General features: G+C 72.3%; 17 protein-coding genes. 8 read left to right on the top strand and 9 right to left on the bottom strand.

The window, feature by feature from the left end; genetic code table 11:
* Positions 1 to 110 precede the first annotated feature (110 nt).
* The 3 genes from argG to gap all read left to right on the top strand — a co-directional run bounded on the left by argG (position 111) and on the right by gap (position 3,902).
* Entirely contained in the window at positions 111 to 1,562 is a 1,452-nt protein-coding gene (gene argG, locus LE548_RS30130) for an argininosuccinate synthase (protein WP_225100120.1), read from the top strand.
* A 263-nt stretch (positions 1,563 to 1,825) separates the two neighbouring features.
* Positions 1,826 to 2,782 (top strand): GlxA family transcriptional regulator, encoded by a 957-nt coding sequence (locus tag LE548_RS30125; protein ID WP_225100119.1) that lies wholly within the window; start codon positions 1,826 to 1,828, stop codon positions 2,780 to 2,782.
* A gap of 121 nt (positions 2,783 to 2,903) precedes the next feature.
* Positions 2,904 to 3,902: a type I glyceraldehyde-3-phosphate dehydrogenase gene (gene gap / locus LE548_RS30120; protein ID WP_225100118.1), complete on the top strand. Its 999-nt coding sequence runs from the start codon at positions 2,904 to 2,906 to the stop codon at positions 3,900 to 3,902.
* A gap of 18 nt (positions 3,903 to 3,920) precedes the next feature.
* Here the strand turns inward: gap and LE548_RS30115 are convergent, their stop codons facing one another.
* Complete coding sequence (locus LE548_RS30115; protein ID WP_263636731.1) at positions 3,921 to 4,715, bottom strand: sulfite exporter TauE/SafE family protein; 795 nt, start codon at positions 4,713 to 4,715, stop codon at positions 3,921 to 3,923.
* A 94-nt stretch (positions 4,716 to 4,809) separates the two neighbouring features.
* Here LE548_RS30115 and LE548_RS30110 point away from each other — a divergent pair, with 94 nt between their 5' ends.
* Positions 4,810 to 5,607, top strand: coding sequence for a helix-turn-helix domain-containing protein (locus LE548_RS30110; protein WP_225100116.1), 798 nt, complete (start codon positions 4,810 to 4,812; stop codon positions 5,605 to 5,607).
* Positions 5,608 to 5,679: 72 nt separating this feature from the next.
* Positions 5,680 to 5,808, top strand: coding sequence for a hypothetical protein (locus tag LE548_RS45615; protein ID WP_263636730.1), 129 nt, complete (start codon positions 5,680 to 5,682; stop codon positions 5,806 to 5,808).
* A 149-nt stretch (positions 5,809 to 5,957) separates the two neighbouring features.
* Here the strand turns inward: LE548_RS45615 and LE548_RS30105 are convergent, their stop codons facing one another.
* Both LE548_RS30105 and LE548_RS30100 read right to left on the bottom strand, forming a co-directional pair.
* Positions 5,958 to 7,034: an acyl-CoA desaturase gene (locus LE548_RS30105; protein ID WP_225100115.1), complete on the bottom strand. Its 1,077-nt coding sequence runs from the start codon at positions 7,032 to 7,034 to the stop codon at positions 5,958 to 5,960.
* Positions 7,035 to 7,175: 141 nt separating this feature from the next.
* Entirely contained in the window at positions 7,176 to 8,048 is an 873-nt protein-coding gene (locus LE548_RS30100; protein WP_225100114.1) for a LysR family transcriptional regulator, read from the bottom strand.
* Positions 8,049 to 8,377: 329 nt separating this feature from the next.
* Between LE548_RS30100 and LE548_RS30095 the strand changes: the two genes are divergently transcribed.
* On the top strand, positions 8,378 to 8,542 hold the full coding sequence (locus LE548_RS30095; protein ID WP_225100113.1) for a hypothetical protein: 165 nt from the start codon (positions 8,378 to 8,380) through the stop codon (positions 8,540 to 8,542).
* A gap of 48 nt (positions 8,543 to 8,590) precedes the next feature.
* On the opposite strand, the gene LE548_RS30090 is transcribed toward LE548_RS30095, so the two are convergent.
* The 4 genes from LE548_RS30090 to LE548_RS30075 all read right to left on the bottom strand — a co-directional run bounded on the left by LE548_RS30090 (position 8,591) and on the right by LE548_RS30075 (position 12,607).
* Positions 8,591 to 9,646, bottom strand: coding sequence for a maleylacetate reductase (locus LE548_RS30090; protein WP_225100112.1), 1,056 nt, complete (start codon positions 9,644 to 9,646; stop codon positions 8,591 to 8,593).
* Positions 9,647 to 9,711: 65 nt separating this feature from the next.
* Positions 9,712 to 10,626: a dioxygenase gene (locus tag LE548_RS30085; protein WP_225100111.1), complete on the bottom strand. Its 915-nt coding sequence runs from the start codon at positions 10,624 to 10,626 to the stop codon at positions 9,712 to 9,714.
* Between the two features lie 149 nt (positions 10,627 to 10,775).
* Positions 10,776 to 11,435, bottom strand: coding sequence for a response regulator transcription factor (locus LE548_RS30080; RefSeq protein ID WP_225100110.1), 660 nt, complete (start codon positions 11,433 to 11,435; stop codon positions 10,776 to 10,778).
* Positions 11,432 to 12,607, bottom strand: coding sequence for a sensor histidine kinase (locus LE548_RS30075; RefSeq protein WP_225100109.1), 1,176 nt, complete (start codon positions 12,605 to 12,607; stop codon positions 11,432 to 11,434). The genes LE548_RS30080 and LE548_RS30075 overlap by 4 nt, the downstream gene beginning before the upstream one ends.
* Before the next feature lie 190 nt (positions 12,608 to 12,797).
* Between LE548_RS30075 and LE548_RS30070 the strand changes: the two genes are divergently transcribed.
* Both LE548_RS30070 and LE548_RS30065 read left to right on the top strand, forming a co-directional pair.
* Entirely contained in the window at positions 12,798 to 13,718 is a 921-nt protein-coding gene (locus LE548_RS30070; protein ID WP_225100108.1) for an ABC transporter ATP-binding protein, read from the top strand.
* Positions 13,715 to 14,560, top strand: coding sequence for an ABC transporter permease (locus LE548_RS30065; protein WP_225100107.1), 846 nt, complete (start codon positions 13,715 to 13,717; stop codon positions 14,558 to 14,560). The genes LE548_RS30070 and LE548_RS30065 overlap by 4 nt, the downstream gene beginning before the upstream one ends.
* Before the next feature lie 30 nt (positions 14,561 to 14,590).
* On the opposite strand, the gene LE548_RS30060 is transcribed toward LE548_RS30065, so the two are convergent.
* Both LE548_RS30060 and LE548_RS30055 read right to left on the bottom strand, forming a co-directional pair.
* Positions 14,591 to 15,247, bottom strand: coding sequence for a hypothetical protein (locus LE548_RS30060; RefSeq protein ID WP_225100106.1), 657 nt, complete (start codon positions 15,245 to 15,247; stop codon positions 14,591 to 14,593).
* 46 nt (positions 15,248 to 15,293) lie between these two features.
* Complete coding sequence (locus LE548_RS30055; protein ID WP_225100105.1) at positions 15,294 to 16,451, bottom strand: SMI1/KNR4 family protein; 1,158 nt, start codon at positions 16,449 to 16,451, stop codon at positions 15,294 to 15,296.
* Positions 16,452 to 16,631: the final 180 nt, after the last annotated feature.

Raw genomic sequence — 16,631 nt, 5'->3', positions numbered from 1 at the left:
GCTGCGGCTGCCGGCATTCCGGGCCGGACCGATCACCGGCCTCCCTTCCGCCGTGGCCGATCGCGACACCCGACTATGCATGGCCATACGGAATGGTGCATACTCTTCCTATGTCCAAGGTCCTCACCTCCCTTCCGGTCGGCGAGCGCGTCGGCATCGCCTTCTCCGGCGGCCTCGACACGTCGGTCGCCGTCGCGTGGATGCGCGACAAGGGTGCCGTCCCGTGCACCTACACCGCCGACATCGGTCAGTACGACGAGCCCGACATCGCCTCGGTGCCGAGCCGTGCGGCGACCTACGGTGCCGAGATCGCGCGCCTGGTCGACTGCCGTGCGGCCCTGGTCGAGGAGGGGCTGGCCGCGCTCGCGTGCGGCGCCTTCCACATCCGCTCCGGCGGGCGTGCCTACTTCAACACCACGCCGCTCGGCCGCGCCGTCACCGGCACCCTGCTGGTGCGGGCGATGCTTGAGGACGACGTGCAGATCTGGGGCGACGGCTCCACCTTCAAGGGCAACGACATCGAGCGGTTCTACCGCTACGGGCTGCTCGCCAACCCCCACCTGCGGATCTACAAGCCCTGGCTGGACGCGGACTTCGTGACCGAGCTGGGCGGCCGCAAGGAGATGTCGGAGTGGCTGCTCGCGCACGGGCTGCCGTACCGCGACAGCACCGAGAAGGCGTACTCGACGGACGCCAACATCTGGGGCGCCACCCACGAGGCGAAGACCCTGGAGCACCTGGACAACGGTGTGGAGACCGTTGAGCCGATCATGGGTGTGCGGTTCTGGGACCCCACCGTCGAGATCCTCGCCGAGGACGTGACCATCGGCTTCGACCAGGGCCGCCCGGTGACGATCAACGGCAAGGAGTTCGCCTCGCCGGTCGAGCTGGTCATGGAGGCCAACGCCATCGGCGGCCGGCACGGCCTCGGCATGTCGGACCAGATCGAGAACCGGATCATCGAGGCGAAGAGCCGCGGCATCTACGAGGCGCCCGGCATGGCCCTGCTGTACGCGGCCTACGAGCGCCTGGTCAACGCGATCCACAACGAGGACACCCTCGCCCAGTACCACAACGAGGGCCGCAAGCTCGGCCGGCTCATGTACGAGGGCCGCTGGCTGGACCCGCAGGCGCTCATGATCCGTGAGTCGCTCCAGCGCTGGGTCGGCGTCGCGGTCACCGGCGAGGTGACGCTGCGGCTGCGGCGCGGTGAGGACTACTCGATCCTGGACACCACGGGTCCGGCGTTCAGCTACCACCCGGACAAGCTGTCCATGGAACGCACCGAGGACTCCGCGTTCGGCCCGTCCGACCGGATCGGCCAGCTCACCATGCGCAACCTCGACATCGCCGACTCGCGTGCCCGGCTGGAGCAGTACGCGGGCCTGGGCATGGTCGGCACCGAGCACCCGGCGCTGATCGGCGCCGCGCAGGCGGCCTCGACCGGTCTGATCGGCGCGATGGCCCACGGCGGCGCCGAGGCGATCGCCTCGCGCGGCGAGGCCCCGGAGGAAGAGGACGAACTGCTCGACCGCGCCGCGATGGAGTCCGGCACGGACTGAGCACGCTCACCCGGTCGTACGCACCCGGACAACGGGCCCCGTCGGTTCACCACCGGCGGGGCCCGCCGTCGTATCAGGGGACGGCGCGGGGCGTACGTCACCCCGAGCGCCGAAATCCGACTGCGGGCCCGCCTCGCCCATGCGGGCCACAGCTGGACGACTACGGGAGGTGGTCCTGGACCGGACCGCGTCGGCGTCCCGCGCCGCACTGCCGACCGACCTCGCCCCCGACCCCGACCCGTACCCCTCGTACCCTGGTCGCCGTGCCCCATTCCCGTCTGCGCCGTGTCGCCGTCCTGGTGCTCGACGGTGCGAAGCCGCTCGATGTCGGTATCCCCGCGCAGGTGTTCACGACCCGGGCGAGCATGCCGTACGAGGTACGGGTGTGCGGCGCCGTGCCGGGACTCGTGACCGGTGGCGACGGGCTGTCGTACCACGTCGCCCACGGACTCGACGCGCTCGCGTGGGCCGACATCGTCTTCATCCCCGGCTACCGGTTCCCGGACCGCGAGGATCCGCCGCGGAACGTCATCGATGCTTTGCTCGCCGCCCACGCGCGCGGAGCGCGGCTCGCCGCCATCTCCACGGGTGCCTTCGCCCTCGCCGCCACCGGCCTCCTCGACGGCAGACGCGCGACGACCCACTGGCACTACTCCCGGGCCCTCGCGGCGAAGCATCCGCTGGTCCAGGTCGACGAGAACGTGCTGTTCGTCGACGAGGGCAGCGTGCTGACCTCGGCCGGCGCCGCCTCCGGCATCGACCTGTGCCTGCACATCCTCCGCGCCGACCTCGGCGTCGCCGCCGCCAACCACGCCGCCCGGCGTCTGGTCGCCGCCCCCTACCGCAGTGGCGGTCAGGCCCAGTACGTGCCGCGCAGCGTCCCCGAACCGCTCGGCGAGCGGTTCGCCGCGACCCGCGAGTGGGCCCTGCACCGCCTCGGCGAACCCCTCAGCCTCGCGGCGCTCGCCCGGCACGCGGCGGTCTCCCCGCGCACCTTCTCCCGGCGGTTTGTGGAGGACACCGGCTACACACCGATGCAGTGGGTGATGCGCGCCCGCGTCGACATGGCCCGCGAACTGCTGGAACGCTCCGAGCGCAGCGTCGAGCAGATCGCTGTCGACGTCGGACTCGGCACCGGCGCGAATCTGCGGGCGCACTTCCAGCAGATCCTCGGGACCACCCCGAGCGAGTACCGGCGCACCTTCACCCAGGGCGATTAGCGGCGCGAGAGCAGCCTGGCGCGATCCTTGCGAACCATGGCGCTCCGGACACGGCCACGGCCGGACGCGACACGCGACGCTGGTGGCGACCCGCAGTGAACAACCGAAGGGGACACCACCCGTGACGCGCATCGCCATCAACGGATTCGGCCGTATCGGACGCAACGTGCTGCGCGCGCTGCTGGAACGCGACAGCGAGCTGGAGGTCGTAGCCGTCAACGACCTCACCGAACCCACCGCCCTGGCACGGCTTCTCGCCTACGACAGCACGGCCGGCCGGCTCGGCCGTCCCGTGGCCGCCGACGGGGACGACCTCGTCGTCGACGGCCGCCGTATCAGGGTGCTTGCCGAGCGCGAACCGGCTCAGCTGCCGTGGGCCGACCTCGGCGTGGACATCGTGCTGGAGTCGACCGGCCGCTTCACCTCGGCCAAGGCCGCGCGCGCCCACCTCGACGCGGGCGCCCGGAAGGTACTTGTCAGCGCGCCCTCGGACGGCGCCGACGTCACCCTCGCCTACGGGGTCAACACCGACGCGTACGACCCCGCCCTGCACACCATCGTGTCGAATGCCTCCTGCACCACCAACGCGCTCGCCCCGCTGGCCGCCGTGCTGGACCAACTCGCCGGCATCGAGCACGGGTTCATGACGACTGTGCACGCCTACACCCAGGAGCAGAACCTCCAGGACGGCCCGCACCGAGACGCCCGCCGCGCCCGCGCCGCCGCGGTGAACATCGTGCCGACCACGACGGGCGCCGCCAAGGCGATCGGCCTCGTGCTGCCGAACCTCGACGGCAAGCTGTCCGGCGACTCCATCCGCGTGCCCGTCCCCGTGGGCTCGATCGTCGAACTCAACACCACCGTCAGTCGCGACGTCACCCGCGACGACGTGCTGGAGGCCTACCGCGCCGCCGCACAGGGCCCGCTGGCCGGCGTCCTCGAATACTCCGAGGACCCGCTCGTCTCCTCCGACATCACCGGCAACCCGGCGTCCTCGATCTTCGACTCGGCCCTCACCCGCGTCGACGGACGGCACATCAAGGTCGTCGCCTGGTACGACAACGAGTGGGGCTTCTCGAACCGAGTGATCGACACCCTCGAACTCCTCGCCGCACGCTGACCGAAGGCGACAACGGATTCAGCCCGCCAGCAGCATCGCGGCCTCGACCACGCCCAGGAGCCCGAGGTACGCCCAGGCGTAGGCGCGGTCGGGGATGCGCGGCGGGCGCCGGCGCAGCACCGCGATGACGGGCAGGGCACCGAGGAGCAGCGCCGCCGCGGCCCGCAGGTCGACCAGGCCGACGAGGCGCGGGTGCGTCCCCGCGGCGGCTATGCCCGAACCGCCGTACAGGGCAAGCGCGGTGGCCGGGAGCGCGATGGCGAGGGTGAGCGGGTTCGCCAGCGCGGTCGCCACCCGCATCGGATGTCCCGCCCGGCGTAGCGCGGGCACGGTCATGACGCTGCCGCCGACACCGAGAAAGGCGGCGACCGCGCCGATCGGTACCCCGAGGACGGCCGGCAGGGGACGCGGCGTCCCTCCGGCCGCCTCCGCCTGCCCGCGCGGACGCAGGAAACCGGGCCGTAGCAGCAGATCGGCGATGGTGAGGGCGACGTACGCGACGAACCCCCAGCGGGCTTGCCCCGCCGGGGCGAGCCGCGTGGCCAGCGCACCGCCTGCCGCGCCGGCCGCCAGCAGGACGAGCAGCACCCCACTGCCCCGCAGCGCCGACAGGACCCGGCGCGGCGTGACGGCCGTGGCGAACCCCGCGCTCACCAGCATGACCAGCGCCGAGGTGGCCGTGGCCACCCGTATCGCGTCCGCGCCCAGGGCGGCGTTCGCCCATACGACGACCGGGACCGCGACGAACCCGCCGCCGAACCCGAACAACACAGTCGTGACTCCGGTGAGGAGCCCGATGCCGAGAAGTGCCATGACGTTCACGGCACCCACCCCACCAGCCGGGACAGGTGTCCCGCATGCGATGGTCGGCATCATCCCTTCGAGACTCGGCCATAGGGTGAGCCGGGTGAAGAACGTCTCTCTGGCCGACTACGACCACGTCGACCGGGCCGTGCTGCCCATCGGCACCGACTACGCGCCCGGCCATGTGCTCGACTGGCACGAGCACCGGCGCGCCCAGTTCCTCTACGGCGCCACCGGCGTCATGGTGGTCGACACCCCCGAGGGCACCTGGACCGTGCCGCCCGAGCGGGCCGTCCTGATCCCGGCCACCACCCGGCACCGGGTCCGCATGGTGGGGGTGAGCACCCGGAGCCTGTACATCGAGCCGGACGCCGTGCCCTGGTGGCCGGCCACCTGCACGGTCGTGGACGTACCGCCGCTGTTGCGCGAACTGCTCCTGGCCGCCGTGGAGTTCGAGGCCGACTACCGCCTCTCCGGCCGCGAGGGATGCGTCGTCGCGCTCCTGCTGCACGAGATCGCCGCGCGCGCCCCGCTCCCGTTCCACGTGGCGATCCCCACCGCCCCCGACCTCGCGGAGATCTGCCGCGCCTACCTGGCGGCTCCGGACGCAGGCGTCACCAATGCCGACTGGGCCGCGCGGACAGCCATGAGCGAGCGGGCCTTCACCCGCCGCTTCCGCGCCGAGACCGGCGAGAGCCCGGCGGTCTGGCGGACCCGGGCGCGCCTGCTCGCCGCCGTACCGCTGCTGCGCACGGCATCGGTCACCGAGGTCTCCGGCCGCCTCGGCTACGCCTCACCGGCCGCGCTGACAGCGGCCTTCACCCGCGCCTTCGGCATGTCACCGTCCCGCTTCGCCACGAGCCACGGCACCGGCGGGTCCTCCTCCGTCCGCCCGGCCTGAGCGCCGTATCGGCCGGGCGGCACCACGGCCGGACCTGCCTGACGAGCCCGCCGCCGTACCGGGCGCGTCACCGTGCACCGGTTCCAGCGAGGCCTCGTCCTGCCCATCGGCGTGCCTGGTTCGGCGTTCCTGGCCCTGTCGGCGACCGCGTCCGCGCTCGGGGTCATCCCCGTCGTGGCCGTCGCCCTCCTGCTGGGCTGAGTGGCGAGGCCGCCCTCGTAGCGGAGGAGCCCGATGGTACGGCCGTGGCGAACTCCGGTCACGTGGCGGCGGAGCCGGATTCAGGCCTCTCGGTGCGGACCGACTGACCTCTCCCGCAGCCCCGACCGCCTCGGTGCCCCGGCGAGTCGTCAGGACGCTTTGCGCTGCCGCCGGATCGGTTCCCCCACCCGGTGCATATGGGTGAGGGCCTCGCGGTAGGACCGGATGAGTCCGGTCTCGTGGTACGGCACACCGATCTCGGCGCAGTACTGGCGGACGATGACCTGGGCCCGGCGCAGATGGGGTGTGGGCATGCTCGGGAACAGATGGTGCTCGATCTGGTAGTTGAGCCCTCCGAGCATGACGTCGGTGAGCAGGCCACCGCGTACGTTGCGGGAGGTCAGCACCTGGCGGCGCAGGAAGTCGGGCCGCTCGTCACCGGTGAACGTCGGCATGCCCTTGTGGTTCGGCGCGAAGGTGCAGCCGAGGTAGACACCGAAGAGACACTGGTGCACGGCGAGGAACGCCACTGCCTTGCCGGGGGAGAGCACCAGGAACAGCGCGGACGCATAGGCCCCGAGGTGCAGGCCCAGCAGAAGGCCCTCCAGCAGCCGCTTCTTCATCGACGGTGAGCGCAGTGCCCGGACACTGGAGACGTGCAGGTTGAACCCCTCCAGCGTCAGCAGCGGGAAGAACAGCAACGCCTGGTGGCCGCCGATGAGCCGGGCCAGTCCCCGGCTGTTGCGGGCCTGGTCGGTGGACCACACCAGGATGTCAGGGGAGACATCGGGGTCGAGTTCCTCGTGGTTGGGGTTGGCGTGATGGCGGGTGTGCTTGTTCATCCACCAGCCGTAGCTCATGCCGATCGCCAGATTGCCGAACAGCCGCCCCCACAGCTCACTCCTGCGGGCACTGCCGAAGACCTGACGGTGCGCCATGTCATGGGCGACCAGGGCGATCTGACCGAAGAGCAACGCCATGAAGGCCGCCACAGCCAGCTGCCACCAGGTGTCGCCGAGCGCGAGGAAGGTCGCCCAGCCCGCCGCCAGCAGCGCGATCACCAGACCGAGCCGCGCCGTGTGGTAGCCGGGGCGCCGCTCCAGCAGACCCGCCTCGGCGATACGACGGGACAGCCGGGCGAAGTCGCTGCCGGCTCCGGAGCCGGACGTACGGGAGCGGGCGGCCGGCAGCGTGGCCGGGACGGAGGTGTCGGTGGAAATCGTCATGCCGACGAGTCTCGGGACGGCGGTGCGGCCGTAACAGCCTGCCAGTCACCCGGCCGGACCGGGGGTTGTCCTGAGGCCGCCCAGGGTGTTTGCACCACCGCATGCGCCCTGAGCTGAGCAGTTGTCCGAGGTGCGGGGGAGTCACCAGCTACGGGCCGCCTGCCGCAGACGGTCACGCACGCGCAGGACGTCCGGGTTGGTGTCGGCACCGGGGCGCTGCACCAGGACGACGGTGTTCAGCGGCGGCTCCTCCGGATCGTGCAGCAGGGTCAGGCGGCCGGAGTCCAGGTGGTCCCGGCACAGTGAGCGGGGCAGCACGCTGTAGCCGGCGCCCGCGGTGATCGCGGAGAGCACGGCGTACAGGTCGGGCACGGTCATGGCCGCGCGGGCGGTGAGCTGCTTGCCGAAGACGGCCCGCCAGTAGCGCCGGACGATCGGCAGATCCTCGGCGTACGTCACCATCGGCACGTCCCGCAGCGCGGAGCACACATCGGCGGACCCGGCGCCGCGCTCCGCCCAGGCGGGGCCCGCGACCAGCACGTACTCCTCGTCGGTGAGCGGCACGGACACAAGGCCCCGGCCGCGCGGCCGCCGAGTGGCGATCACCAGGTCGTGCCGGCCCGCCCGCATCTCCTCCAGCAGCGGCTCGGACAGCCCCTGCGCGACCCGCAGCTCGCCCTCGTCGGCGACGAGCGGGACGAGTGCGGGCAGGACCCGTACGCGCAAAAGCTCCGACGGTCCGGCCAGATGCACGGGCACCGCCGCCGCGCCGGGCTCCTCCAGCGCGGCGAGCTCGTCCAGCGGGCCGGCGATCCGGGCGCTCAGCTCGTGCGCGTACAGGGTGGGCTCCACCCCGTGCGGCAGCCGGGTGAACAGCTCCCGCCCGGTCCGCTGCTCCAGGGTGCGGATCCGAGCGGTCACGGTCGGCTGGGACAGCCCCAGCTGCGGTGCCGCCGCCGTGAACGACCCGGAGCGGTACACGGCCAGGAACGTGTGCAGCAGGTTCAGATCCATGGCAGCCGGCGTAGCCACTGCACCTATCGATGTCCCGATATCAGAGATCCGCTTTCCTATAGATGTCCGGATGGGTGTGCTGCCTGCGGTCGAGAACGCCGGCAGGGCGGGAACGCCCCCGAGAAAGCCGGGGAAAGGCACGCCCATGACCGTGCAGAACGCGATCGACCGGCCCGAGCAGCACCTGCCCGGCACCGGCGGCAACGTCGTCTCCGACGAGGTCGTCGTCCGGGGCATCACGGCCGCTGAGGTCTCCCGGCCGGCTGTCCTGGACGGCCCGGCAGGACGGCACACCCGAGGAACAGCTCGATGCGCTGCACGCCCGGCTCGTGGAGGACCTGCCCGGCGGCCGCGTCCGTATCCTGACCCAGGAGACACGGATCGGGCAGCCCGCCGCCGCGCCGGCCAGGGAACTGCCCACCTCGATGCTCAACGGCCATCAGGCATGGCTGGACGGCCTGGTCCGCGCCGCCTCCGGTCTCCGCAGTGCCTGAGGGGGATGTGCCTGAGGGGGATGTGCCTGAGGGGGATGAGCCGCCCGCTCACCAGGCGTCGTCGAGCAAGCGCGTCACCGCCTCCACCTCCGGTGTGCGCGGGTTGGGATAGGGCTGGGCCGCGACCCGCTCGGCGACGGCCCGCAGCCCCTCCCGCGGCACGCCCAGGGCCTTGAGCGTGGTCGGGCCCGTGTGGCTGCCGGCCAGACCGCCGATGACCGTCACCGGGTCGCCGCCGGTGATCCGCTCCAGCCGGGCGGCGGCCTTCGGCGCGGCGGGCAGATTGAAGGCGAGGACATGCGGCAGCAGCAGGGCGTGGAGCTCGGCGTGCGGCAGGTCGAAGGTGCCGCCAAGGGCGTGGGCCAGCTGGTGGTGCAGGCCCATCCGGGTCTGGGCCAGACAGAGCCCGGCCAGCCAGGCGCACTGCTGGAGCCGCTCGCGCCCGGCGAGGTCTCCGGGACGCGCGAGCACCTCGGGCAGGGCGGTGAGGATGCCGTCGGCGGCCTCGGTCGCCAATGCGTCACTCGCGGCGGTCGTGTTCGGCGCCCAGAGGGCCTCGACCGCGTGGGCCAGGGCGTTGAGCGCGCTGGTCAGGGTGAGCCCGGCCGGCATACCGAGGGTCAGTTCCGGGTCGTAGACGACCGTACCGGGCGCGATGACGGGGTCACGGCGGGTCGTCTTCACCCCGTCCTTCGTCTCGCCCAGGACCGGGGTCACCTCCGAACCCGCGTAGGTGGTGGGGACCGCGATCTGGGGCAGGCCGGTGCGCACCGACAGCGCTTTGCCGAGGCCGATCGCCGAGCCGCCGCCGAGAGCCACCACACTGTCGGCGTCCGCCGCGCGCAGCAGCTTCAGCGCCTCCTCGGTCACGGCGACCGGCGTGTGCACCACGGGCCGGTCGAATCGCACCGCCAGACGGGGACCGAGGGCCCGGACCAGGTCGTCGGCGGCGGCGCGGGCCGAGCCCGACGCGACGAGCAACACCCGGTCCGAGCCGAGCCGTTCGGTCTCCTCGGGGACGGTGTGCCGGGCGCCGGCGCCCAGGAGGACCCGGCAGGGCAGAGTCTCGTGGACGGTGATGTGTCCGCTGCCGCGCTCGGACATGGTCGAACCTCCAGTGGATCTGAACGGAACTGATGCCGAGTCGGCTCAGCGGAGACAGAGGGACGTCACGGCTGGGTGTCGCGCCGGACGACGACCGGGAAGTCGACGTGGCGGAAGGGGTTGGGCAGCCCGTGCTCGGCGGCCCGGACGGGGTCGTCGACCGGGGCGAAGGCGCGGATCAGGCTCTCCTTGACACCGAAGACGGTGTCGGAGTCCAGGTACGGCGAGTCGTCGACGAAGATGTGGGTGGTCAGGGTGCGCACACCGGGCGCGGACACCTCGACGTGGATGTGCGCGGCCCGGTAGGAGTGGCGCCCGGTGGCCTTGAGCAGGGTGCCCACCGGTCCGTCGACGGGGACGGGGTAGTAGCGCGGCACGATGGTCCGGAACCAGAACCGGCCGTCCTCGTCGGCGGTGAACAGCCCGCGCAGATTGCGCTCCGGGACCTCGCCGGGCCTTTGCACGTCGTAGAAGCCCTCGGCGTCGGCCTGCCACACGTCGATGCCCGCGCCCGCCACGGGCCGGCCGTCGGTGTCCGTGACCCGGCCGGTGACCAGGCACGGCTCACCGCTCAGCCCGGCCTCGTCGATGGTGTCGCCGAGGGCACGCGGCGGCGAGTCGACCATGTGGAAGGGCCCCTCCACGGTCGACTCGGTGACCGGGCCGTCGGCCGGATGGTTCACGGCATCCACCAGCATCGACACCCCCAGCACGTCGGACAGCAGGATGAACTCCTGCCGGGTGTCGTCGCACTTCTGCCCGGTCTCGGTGAGGAATCGGATGCCCGCGGCCCACTCCTCGACGGTGAGCCCGACCTCCTTGACGAACTCGTGCGTGTGCCGCACCAGAGAGGTGAGGATCTCCTTCAGACGTTCGTCCGTCGTGCCGGCGAGACTCGCGGCGACGATCTCCGCCGACCGCTCCGCCTCGAACCGCCCCGACGAGAGGGCCGTGCCCGTTTTCTGGATGTCTTCGGTCATCTCTCGGCTTCCCGGCCGACCGCGACGCGCCGGCGCCACAGCCGGCCTGATGGTGGGGGTACGGCAGGACCGGCGTTGATCAGTATGGGACGCCGGGTCCGGGAGGAGAAGGACGGGCGCCGAAGCCGGCGCAGGAGCGAGGCGACGGCTCAGTACGGCGTGACCAGCCCCGCCTCGTACGCGGTGATCACGAGCTGTACCCGGTCCCGGGCGCCCAGTTTGGTGATCAGGCGGGAGACATGGGACTTGGCGGTGGCCACCGTGATGAAGAGGTCCTCCGCGATCTCGGTGTTGGAGCGGCCGCGCCCGATCAGCGTCAGCACCTCCCGCTCCCGCTCGGTGATGCCGTCGAGGGCCCGCACGGGGCGCTGCGCGGCGGCCGTGGGACGGCCGGCGAAGTCCGCTATCAGCCGCCGGGTCACGCCCGGTGCGATCAACGCGTCCCCGGCGGCGACGACACGGATCGCGGCGAGGATGTCGTCCAGTGCCATGTCTTTGACGACGAAGCCGCTGGCGCCCGCCCGCAACGCGCCGTACACATGGTCGTCCTCGTCGAAGGTGGTCAGGATGAGGACCCGGGCCGCGGCCGGACCGGCCGTGATCCGGCGGGTGGCCTCGATGCCGTCCGCGCCGGGCATCCTGATGTCCATCACCACGATGTCGGGATCGACGTCCTCGACCAGCTGGACGGCCTCGTCGCCGGTCGCCGCCTCGCCGACGACCTGGAGGTCCGGGTGATCGGCCATGAGGACGCGCAGCCCGGACCGCACCAGCGGCTGGTCGTCGGCGAGCACGACCCGGATGGTCATCGGGCCTCCGCCCCGGCCGCGGCGGTCTCCGGCACCGGCAGCCGCGCCACCACCCGGAAGCCGCCCTCGGGACGCGGCCCGGCACTGAGCCGGCCCCGCAGCAGCCCCACCCGCTCCCGCATGCCGATGATGCCGAAGCCATGGCCCGAGCCGGACGCGGCGGCGCCGCACCCGTCGTCGACGACCTCCACCGTCAGCTCCTCGTCCCCGTAGTCGACGTCCACCCGGCAGTGCCCGGTGCCCGCGTGGCGGACCACATTGGTCAACGCCTCCTGCACGATACGGTAGGCGGCCAGTTCGAGGTCGCCCGGCAAGGTCCGCTGCTCCCCGCTCACGCGCACCTCCACCCGTACCCCCGCGTCCGCGGTCGCCGCCGCAAGCCGTTCGAGATCCCCGAGACATGGCGCGGGCGCGAGCGCCTCCCGCTCCCCGGCCGCCGTCGCGGGGTCGGCCTGACGCAGCGCCACCAGCGTGCGCCGAAGCCCGGACAGGGTCTGTCTGCTGGTCGTCTCGATGGCCCGCAGCGCCTCGCGCGCCTCGTCCGGCTGGGTGTCGATGACCCGGCCGGCCACCCCGGCCTGGATGGTGACGATGCCGATGCTGTGCGCGATCATGTCGTGCAACTCCCGTGCGATCCGCAGCCGTTCGGCCGTGACGGCCTCCGCCACCTCCTGGGCGCGCAGCGCCACCGCGTGCTCGCGGCGCTCACGCAGCAGCAGCCCGACCATGCCGGACGCGATCAGCGCCAGAAGTCCGATCACACCGTTGAGAATCAGGTAGTCGCCGTGCGAGAAGACGCCGATCACCAGCAGTTGCACGGTGAACGCCACCGCCACGGCGGCCACGCAGACCCGCCGTGTCCGGGTGGCCACGATGTACCCCACGACGAGATCCACCGCCAGGAACGACAGGAACGGAGCCTGGTACGCCAGCGTCAGCACCGCGTTGGTGGGGCGGTGCGGGAGAACCACCACCGTGGTGGCCCCGGCCAGCGTCAGAGCCAGTGCCGTGAGCGGCCGGCGCCGTGCCACACCGGCGAGCAGAGTCACCGCCAGCAGCGAGCCGACGGCGTGCAGGACACCCCCGGCCCGGGGCGCTCCCGTCAGCAGGACCAGCACCAGCAAGACGTACAGCACGCCGCACGCCCAGTCCGGGAGCGTCGTTCTCCTCATCACCGGTGTCTCCTTCCGGGAACGAGGTCGCCACGGGGCGCGGTCGGTGTGGTGATCATGCTGGCAGACTAGCCAGTAGGCATCGGTCCGGCATCGGTCCGGGGACGTACACCCGTGGGCGAACCCGGCCGCCCGCATTGCCGTCCGTGGCCTCATGCCGGGGCGGGGGGTCGCCCGGCACGGTGGTCCCGTGATCGAAATCAGCGAACTCACCAAGCGCTACGGCGACAGGACGGCCGTCGACCAGCTGTCCTTCACCGTGCGGCCGGGCCGGGTCACCGGCTTCCTCGGCCCCAACGGAGCCGGCAAGACCACCACCCTGCGGATGATCCTGGGCCTCGACACGCCCACGGGCGGCACCGCCACCGTCAGCGGCGTTCCCTTCCGCGGCCACCGGCGCGGACTGCGGCACGTGGGCGCCCTCCTGGACGCAGGCCACGTCCACGGCGGACGCACCGCGACGGCACATCTGACCGCCCTGGCACGCAGCAACGGCATCCCGCCGCGCCGGGTGAGGGAGGTGCTCGACGAAGTGGGGCTGACCGACGCGGCCGGGCGCCGCATCGGCGGCTTCTCGCTCGGCATGAAGCAGCGGCTCGGCATCGCCACCGCCCTGCTCGGCGACCCGCCGGTCCTGCTGTTCGACGAGCCGATCAACGGCATGGACCCGGAAGGCGTGTTGTGGGTACGACGGCTGTTCCGGCGCCTGGCCGCCGAAGGCCGTACCGTCTTCCTCTCCAGCCATCTGATGTCGGAGATGGAGAACACCGCGGACCAGCTCGTCGTCATCGGGCGGGGCCGGCTGATCGCGGCCGAGCCGCTGGCCGACTTCGCGGCTCGCGGCACCCGGCTGAGCGTGGTGGCCGGCAGCTCGCGAGCCGTCGAACTGGCGGCCGTACTCGCCGCGGCGGGCGCGTCGGTCGAGCCGCGGGGCCCGGCGGACGCCGGACGCATCGCCGTGACCGGGCTGCCGGCGGACCGGATCGGAGCGCTCGCCCTGGAGCACCGGATCCAGCTGACCGAGCTGACCACGCAGGCCGCCTCACTGGAAGAGGCCTTCATGGAACTGACCGCCGACAGCGCCGAATACCTGGCAGGACACCGCCGATGAACACGCTCACCTCCGCTCCCGCGCCCCGGTTCGTCACCGAACCCGCCGCCCGCTTCGGCGACTTGACCGCCTCGGAGTGGATCAAGCTGCGGTCTCTGCGCTCCACCTGGTGGACGATCGCCCTCGGCGCCCTCTTCGCCGTCGGATCGGCGGCGGTGGCCGCGGTGGCGGACTACCGCAACCTCGCGGGCTCCGCCACGAGCACGCAAGGGCCACCGGTCTTCCTGCCGTTCGACGCGTTTCCGCCGTCCGGCTACATGACGCTGATGCTCGTCGCCGGCAGCGTCGGCGCCATCACCGCCGTGAGCGAGTACAGCACCGGTCTGATCCGCACCACCACTGTGGCCGTTCCTGCCCGCGGCTCGGTCGTCCTGGCCAAGGCGACCGTCACCGCCGCACTGTGGACGGCCGTGGGTACGGCGGTCTCCCTGGCCTCCTTCTTCGTCGCCCAGGCCATCCTGAACGGCCGGCACGCCGGAGTCGGGCTCACCCACCCCGGAGTGCCGCGCGCCCTGGCGGCATCCGTCCTGGTGATGCCCATCTGCGCCCTGGTCGGCCTGGGACTGGGCGTCCTGATCCGGCACAGCGCCGCGACCATCACCGTGTGCGCCTTCACGCTGCTGATGCTCCCCACGGTCTTCTCCCCGAGGAGGCGGTGGTCCGCCGACATCCAGCACGCCATGGTCCTCACCGCCTGGCGGCGCCTGATCCAGAACTGGCAACCGCAGCCCGGCTCTCTCATGCTGACCGCCACCGTCCCCGGTTCGTGGGTCGTGTACGCGCTGTGGCCGCTGGTCGCGGTGGCACTCGCCGTGCTGGTCGTCCGCCGCCGGGACGTCTGATCTCCCCGCGGCCGGCGCAGACCCCGAGCCCTACGTCCGGGGCGTGCCGTCCCAGCGCCAGGTCGTCAGCCGGGGGCGGCCGGGCAGTTCACCGCGTCCGGTCGCCCACAGCAGGGTGCGCCACGGGTCCATGGCGTCAGGGACGTCGGGAAAGAGCCGGGCGAGCACCCGCGCGCACAGATCGGCGGGCGGGTGCCAGGCCAGCCGGAGTCCTTGCGCCAGGTCGTACGTGTGCACCAGGGTCTCCACGATGCCCATCGCGGCGAAGCCCTCGGGGTCGGAGATGCCGAAGACGTGGTGGGCGCGGGCCTGCGCAGGCGTCGTACGGACCATGGCAACCAGCAGCGCACCGCTCGCCTCCAGCACCTGCAACAGGCCCGCGGGACCTGCCTCACGGTTCACGTGGATGACGTTCGCCGGGCCGCCCGGCCGCCGCCGCGCCCACACGAAGGGCACCTCGCCGTCCAACGGGGGTGTTCTGGGGCCCAGTTGGGCGGCGTAGGAGAAGAGGTCGTCACTGAGATGCTCGACGGTCTCCCAGCAGTCCCACTCCAGCGAACCGGCCATGCCGTCCCAGGCGTCAGGGGGTGCCTCCCGCAGGACCGCCACAGCGAGCCGCACGGCGAGGTCGAGATCGTCCGCGGTGACGGAGGACGGGGAGAAGCCGGTCTTGGCTGATCGGGACATGCCGGGACCGTACCGCGCCACGACCGGGCGCCGCCCGGCCTTTTGATCACGAGACACTCACGTCCGGCGCACAACGGTCCGCGCAGTGGCTGGAGTTGACGTCGGGATTGCGCAAGGTCCCCCAGAAGCGGTCGTCCGGCATCGGCGGGATCGGCGGGTCGCCCAGGTCGGCGAGGAGTTCCGCGCGCCAGTCGACGCTCAGCCGGCTGCGCGTGATCGCGATGCCGTACACCGCCCGGTGCGGGGACGCGGACCATATCGTCTCGGCCATCTGCTGCGCGGCCCATCGGCGCAGGTCGTCCCGCTGAGTGTCCGCCTGGGCGAGCACCGAGCGCAGCCGCAGGGCGAGCGGGCCGGCCAGGCCGGCCGGCAAGGGCTCGTCCCGCTCCAGCGCGTCCAGGGCCGCACCGGTCTCGGGGTACTTGGCCAGCCCGGTCTCGGTGGCCAGTCTGCGCAGCTGTCTGCGCGCCGTCTCGGCCAGGCGTTCCCGCGGCAGGACGGCGACCAGCGCACCGAGTTCCTCCAGGCTGAGCAGGTAGCCGACCGGGAGCGGATCCGTGCCGCTTTCCGGCAGGTCCAGCGGCGGGAGCGGTTCCTCTGGTCCGGGAAGGGGGTCGTCGGCGCTGCCCCAGTCCGGCCGGGGCGCAAGGGCGGACCCCCAGATCAGCCGCCCGTTGAAGGAAACCGCTCCGGCGTTCATGCCGCGTTCCAGCCGATCCGCCACCCCGGCGAGGTAGGCGCCCAGCGAGTCGGCGTGCCCGAAGCCGGTGCCAGTCTCGTCGAAGAAGCGGCCGATCGCGCCGTAGGACATCCCTCCCGGGCGGCAGTCGACGGTGAGACCGTCGGCGGTGGCCCCGTACGAACCGATCTTGGCGTAGCCCTGGTGCCAGTAACAGGCGGCGGCCTCCTCATCGAGGTCGGCGGCGAAGCCGCGCAGGTCGGCGGTCATGCCGGCGATCTCCCGCAGACCGAGCAGCCGGTCGTGCGTCGGGAACCGGAACGCCTCCCGGTCGCCCGTGGCCCCGTCGTGCCGGCGCAGCGACGCGCGCAGGTCCGGCGGGAAGACGAGGCCCAGCTCGCCTTCGGCCGCCCGTATGTCCTCCTCCGCCGCGGGCGCGCGCAGCGAGGCGAGGGTCCGGGGCGCATGCCGATCCAGCCAACTGTCGATGCGATCCCATGAGTTCTCGACCAGCTCAGTGCTCATAGGGCCGACGGTAGCGGCAGGCACTGACAGCGGGCCGGTGGTCGTCGTCCCGCGGCCGTGCGGGAGGTGATCTGACGACAGGTGACCCGAGTCCGCGCACGCCGGAGGGCCGTACGGCGACGTCCGGGTGATTCTGGGCGATCTCTTACCCGTGCTTACCGCCGTCTTCACGGTCGTGGC

Origin of the sequence: Streptomyces sp. CoH27 (genome assembly GCF_020181035.1) — a bacterium.
Lineage (GTDB): Bacteria > Actinomycetota > Actinomycetes > Streptomycetales > Streptomycetaceae > Streptomyces > Streptomyces camelliae.
This window is presented reverse-complemented; position numbering and strand designations above follow the sequence as displayed.

Coding starts and splice junctions, on each gene's coding strand:
- LE548_RS30075 (WP_225100109.1), bottom strand. CDS start 12,607: ATGAGGAGAACGACGCTCCCGGACTGGGCGTGCGGCGTGCTGTACGTC.
- LE548_RS30055 (WP_225100105.1), bottom strand. CDS start 16,451: ATGAGCACTGAGCTGGTCGAGAACTCATGGGATCGCATCGACAGTTGG.
- argG (WP_225100120.1), top strand. CDS start 111: ATGTCCAAGGTCCTCACCTCCCTTCCGGTCGGCGAGCGCGTCGGCATC.
- LE548_RS30080 (WP_225100110.1), bottom strand. CDS start 11,435: ATGACCATCCGGGTCGTGCTCGCCGACGACCAGCCGCTGGTGCGGTCC.
- LE548_RS30065 (WP_225100107.1), top strand. CDS start 13,715: ATGAACACGCTCACCTCCGCTCCCGCGCCCCGGTTCGTCACCGAACCC.
- LE548_RS30100 (WP_225100114.1), bottom strand. CDS start 8,048: ATGGATCTGAACCTGCTGCACACGTTCCTGGCCGTGTACCGCTCCGGG.
- LE548_RS30060 (WP_225100106.1), bottom strand. CDS start 15,247: ATGTCCCGATCAGCCAAGACCGGCTTCTCCCCGTCCTCCGTCACCGCG.
- LE548_RS30105 (WP_225100115.1), bottom strand. CDS start 7,034: ATGACGATTTCCACCGACACCTCCGTCCCGGCCACGCTGCCGGCCGCC.
- LE548_RS30115 (WP_263636731.1), bottom strand. CDS start 4,715: ATGGCACTTCTCGGCATCGGGCTCCTCACCGGAGTCACGACTGTGTTG.
- LE548_RS30085 (WP_225100111.1), bottom strand. CDS start 10,626: ATGACCGAAGACATCCAGAAAACGGGCACGGCCCTCTCGTCGGGGCGG.
- LE548_RS30090 (WP_225100112.1), bottom strand. CDS start 9,646: ATGTCCGAGCGCGGCAGCGGACACATCACCGTCCACGAGACTCTGCCC.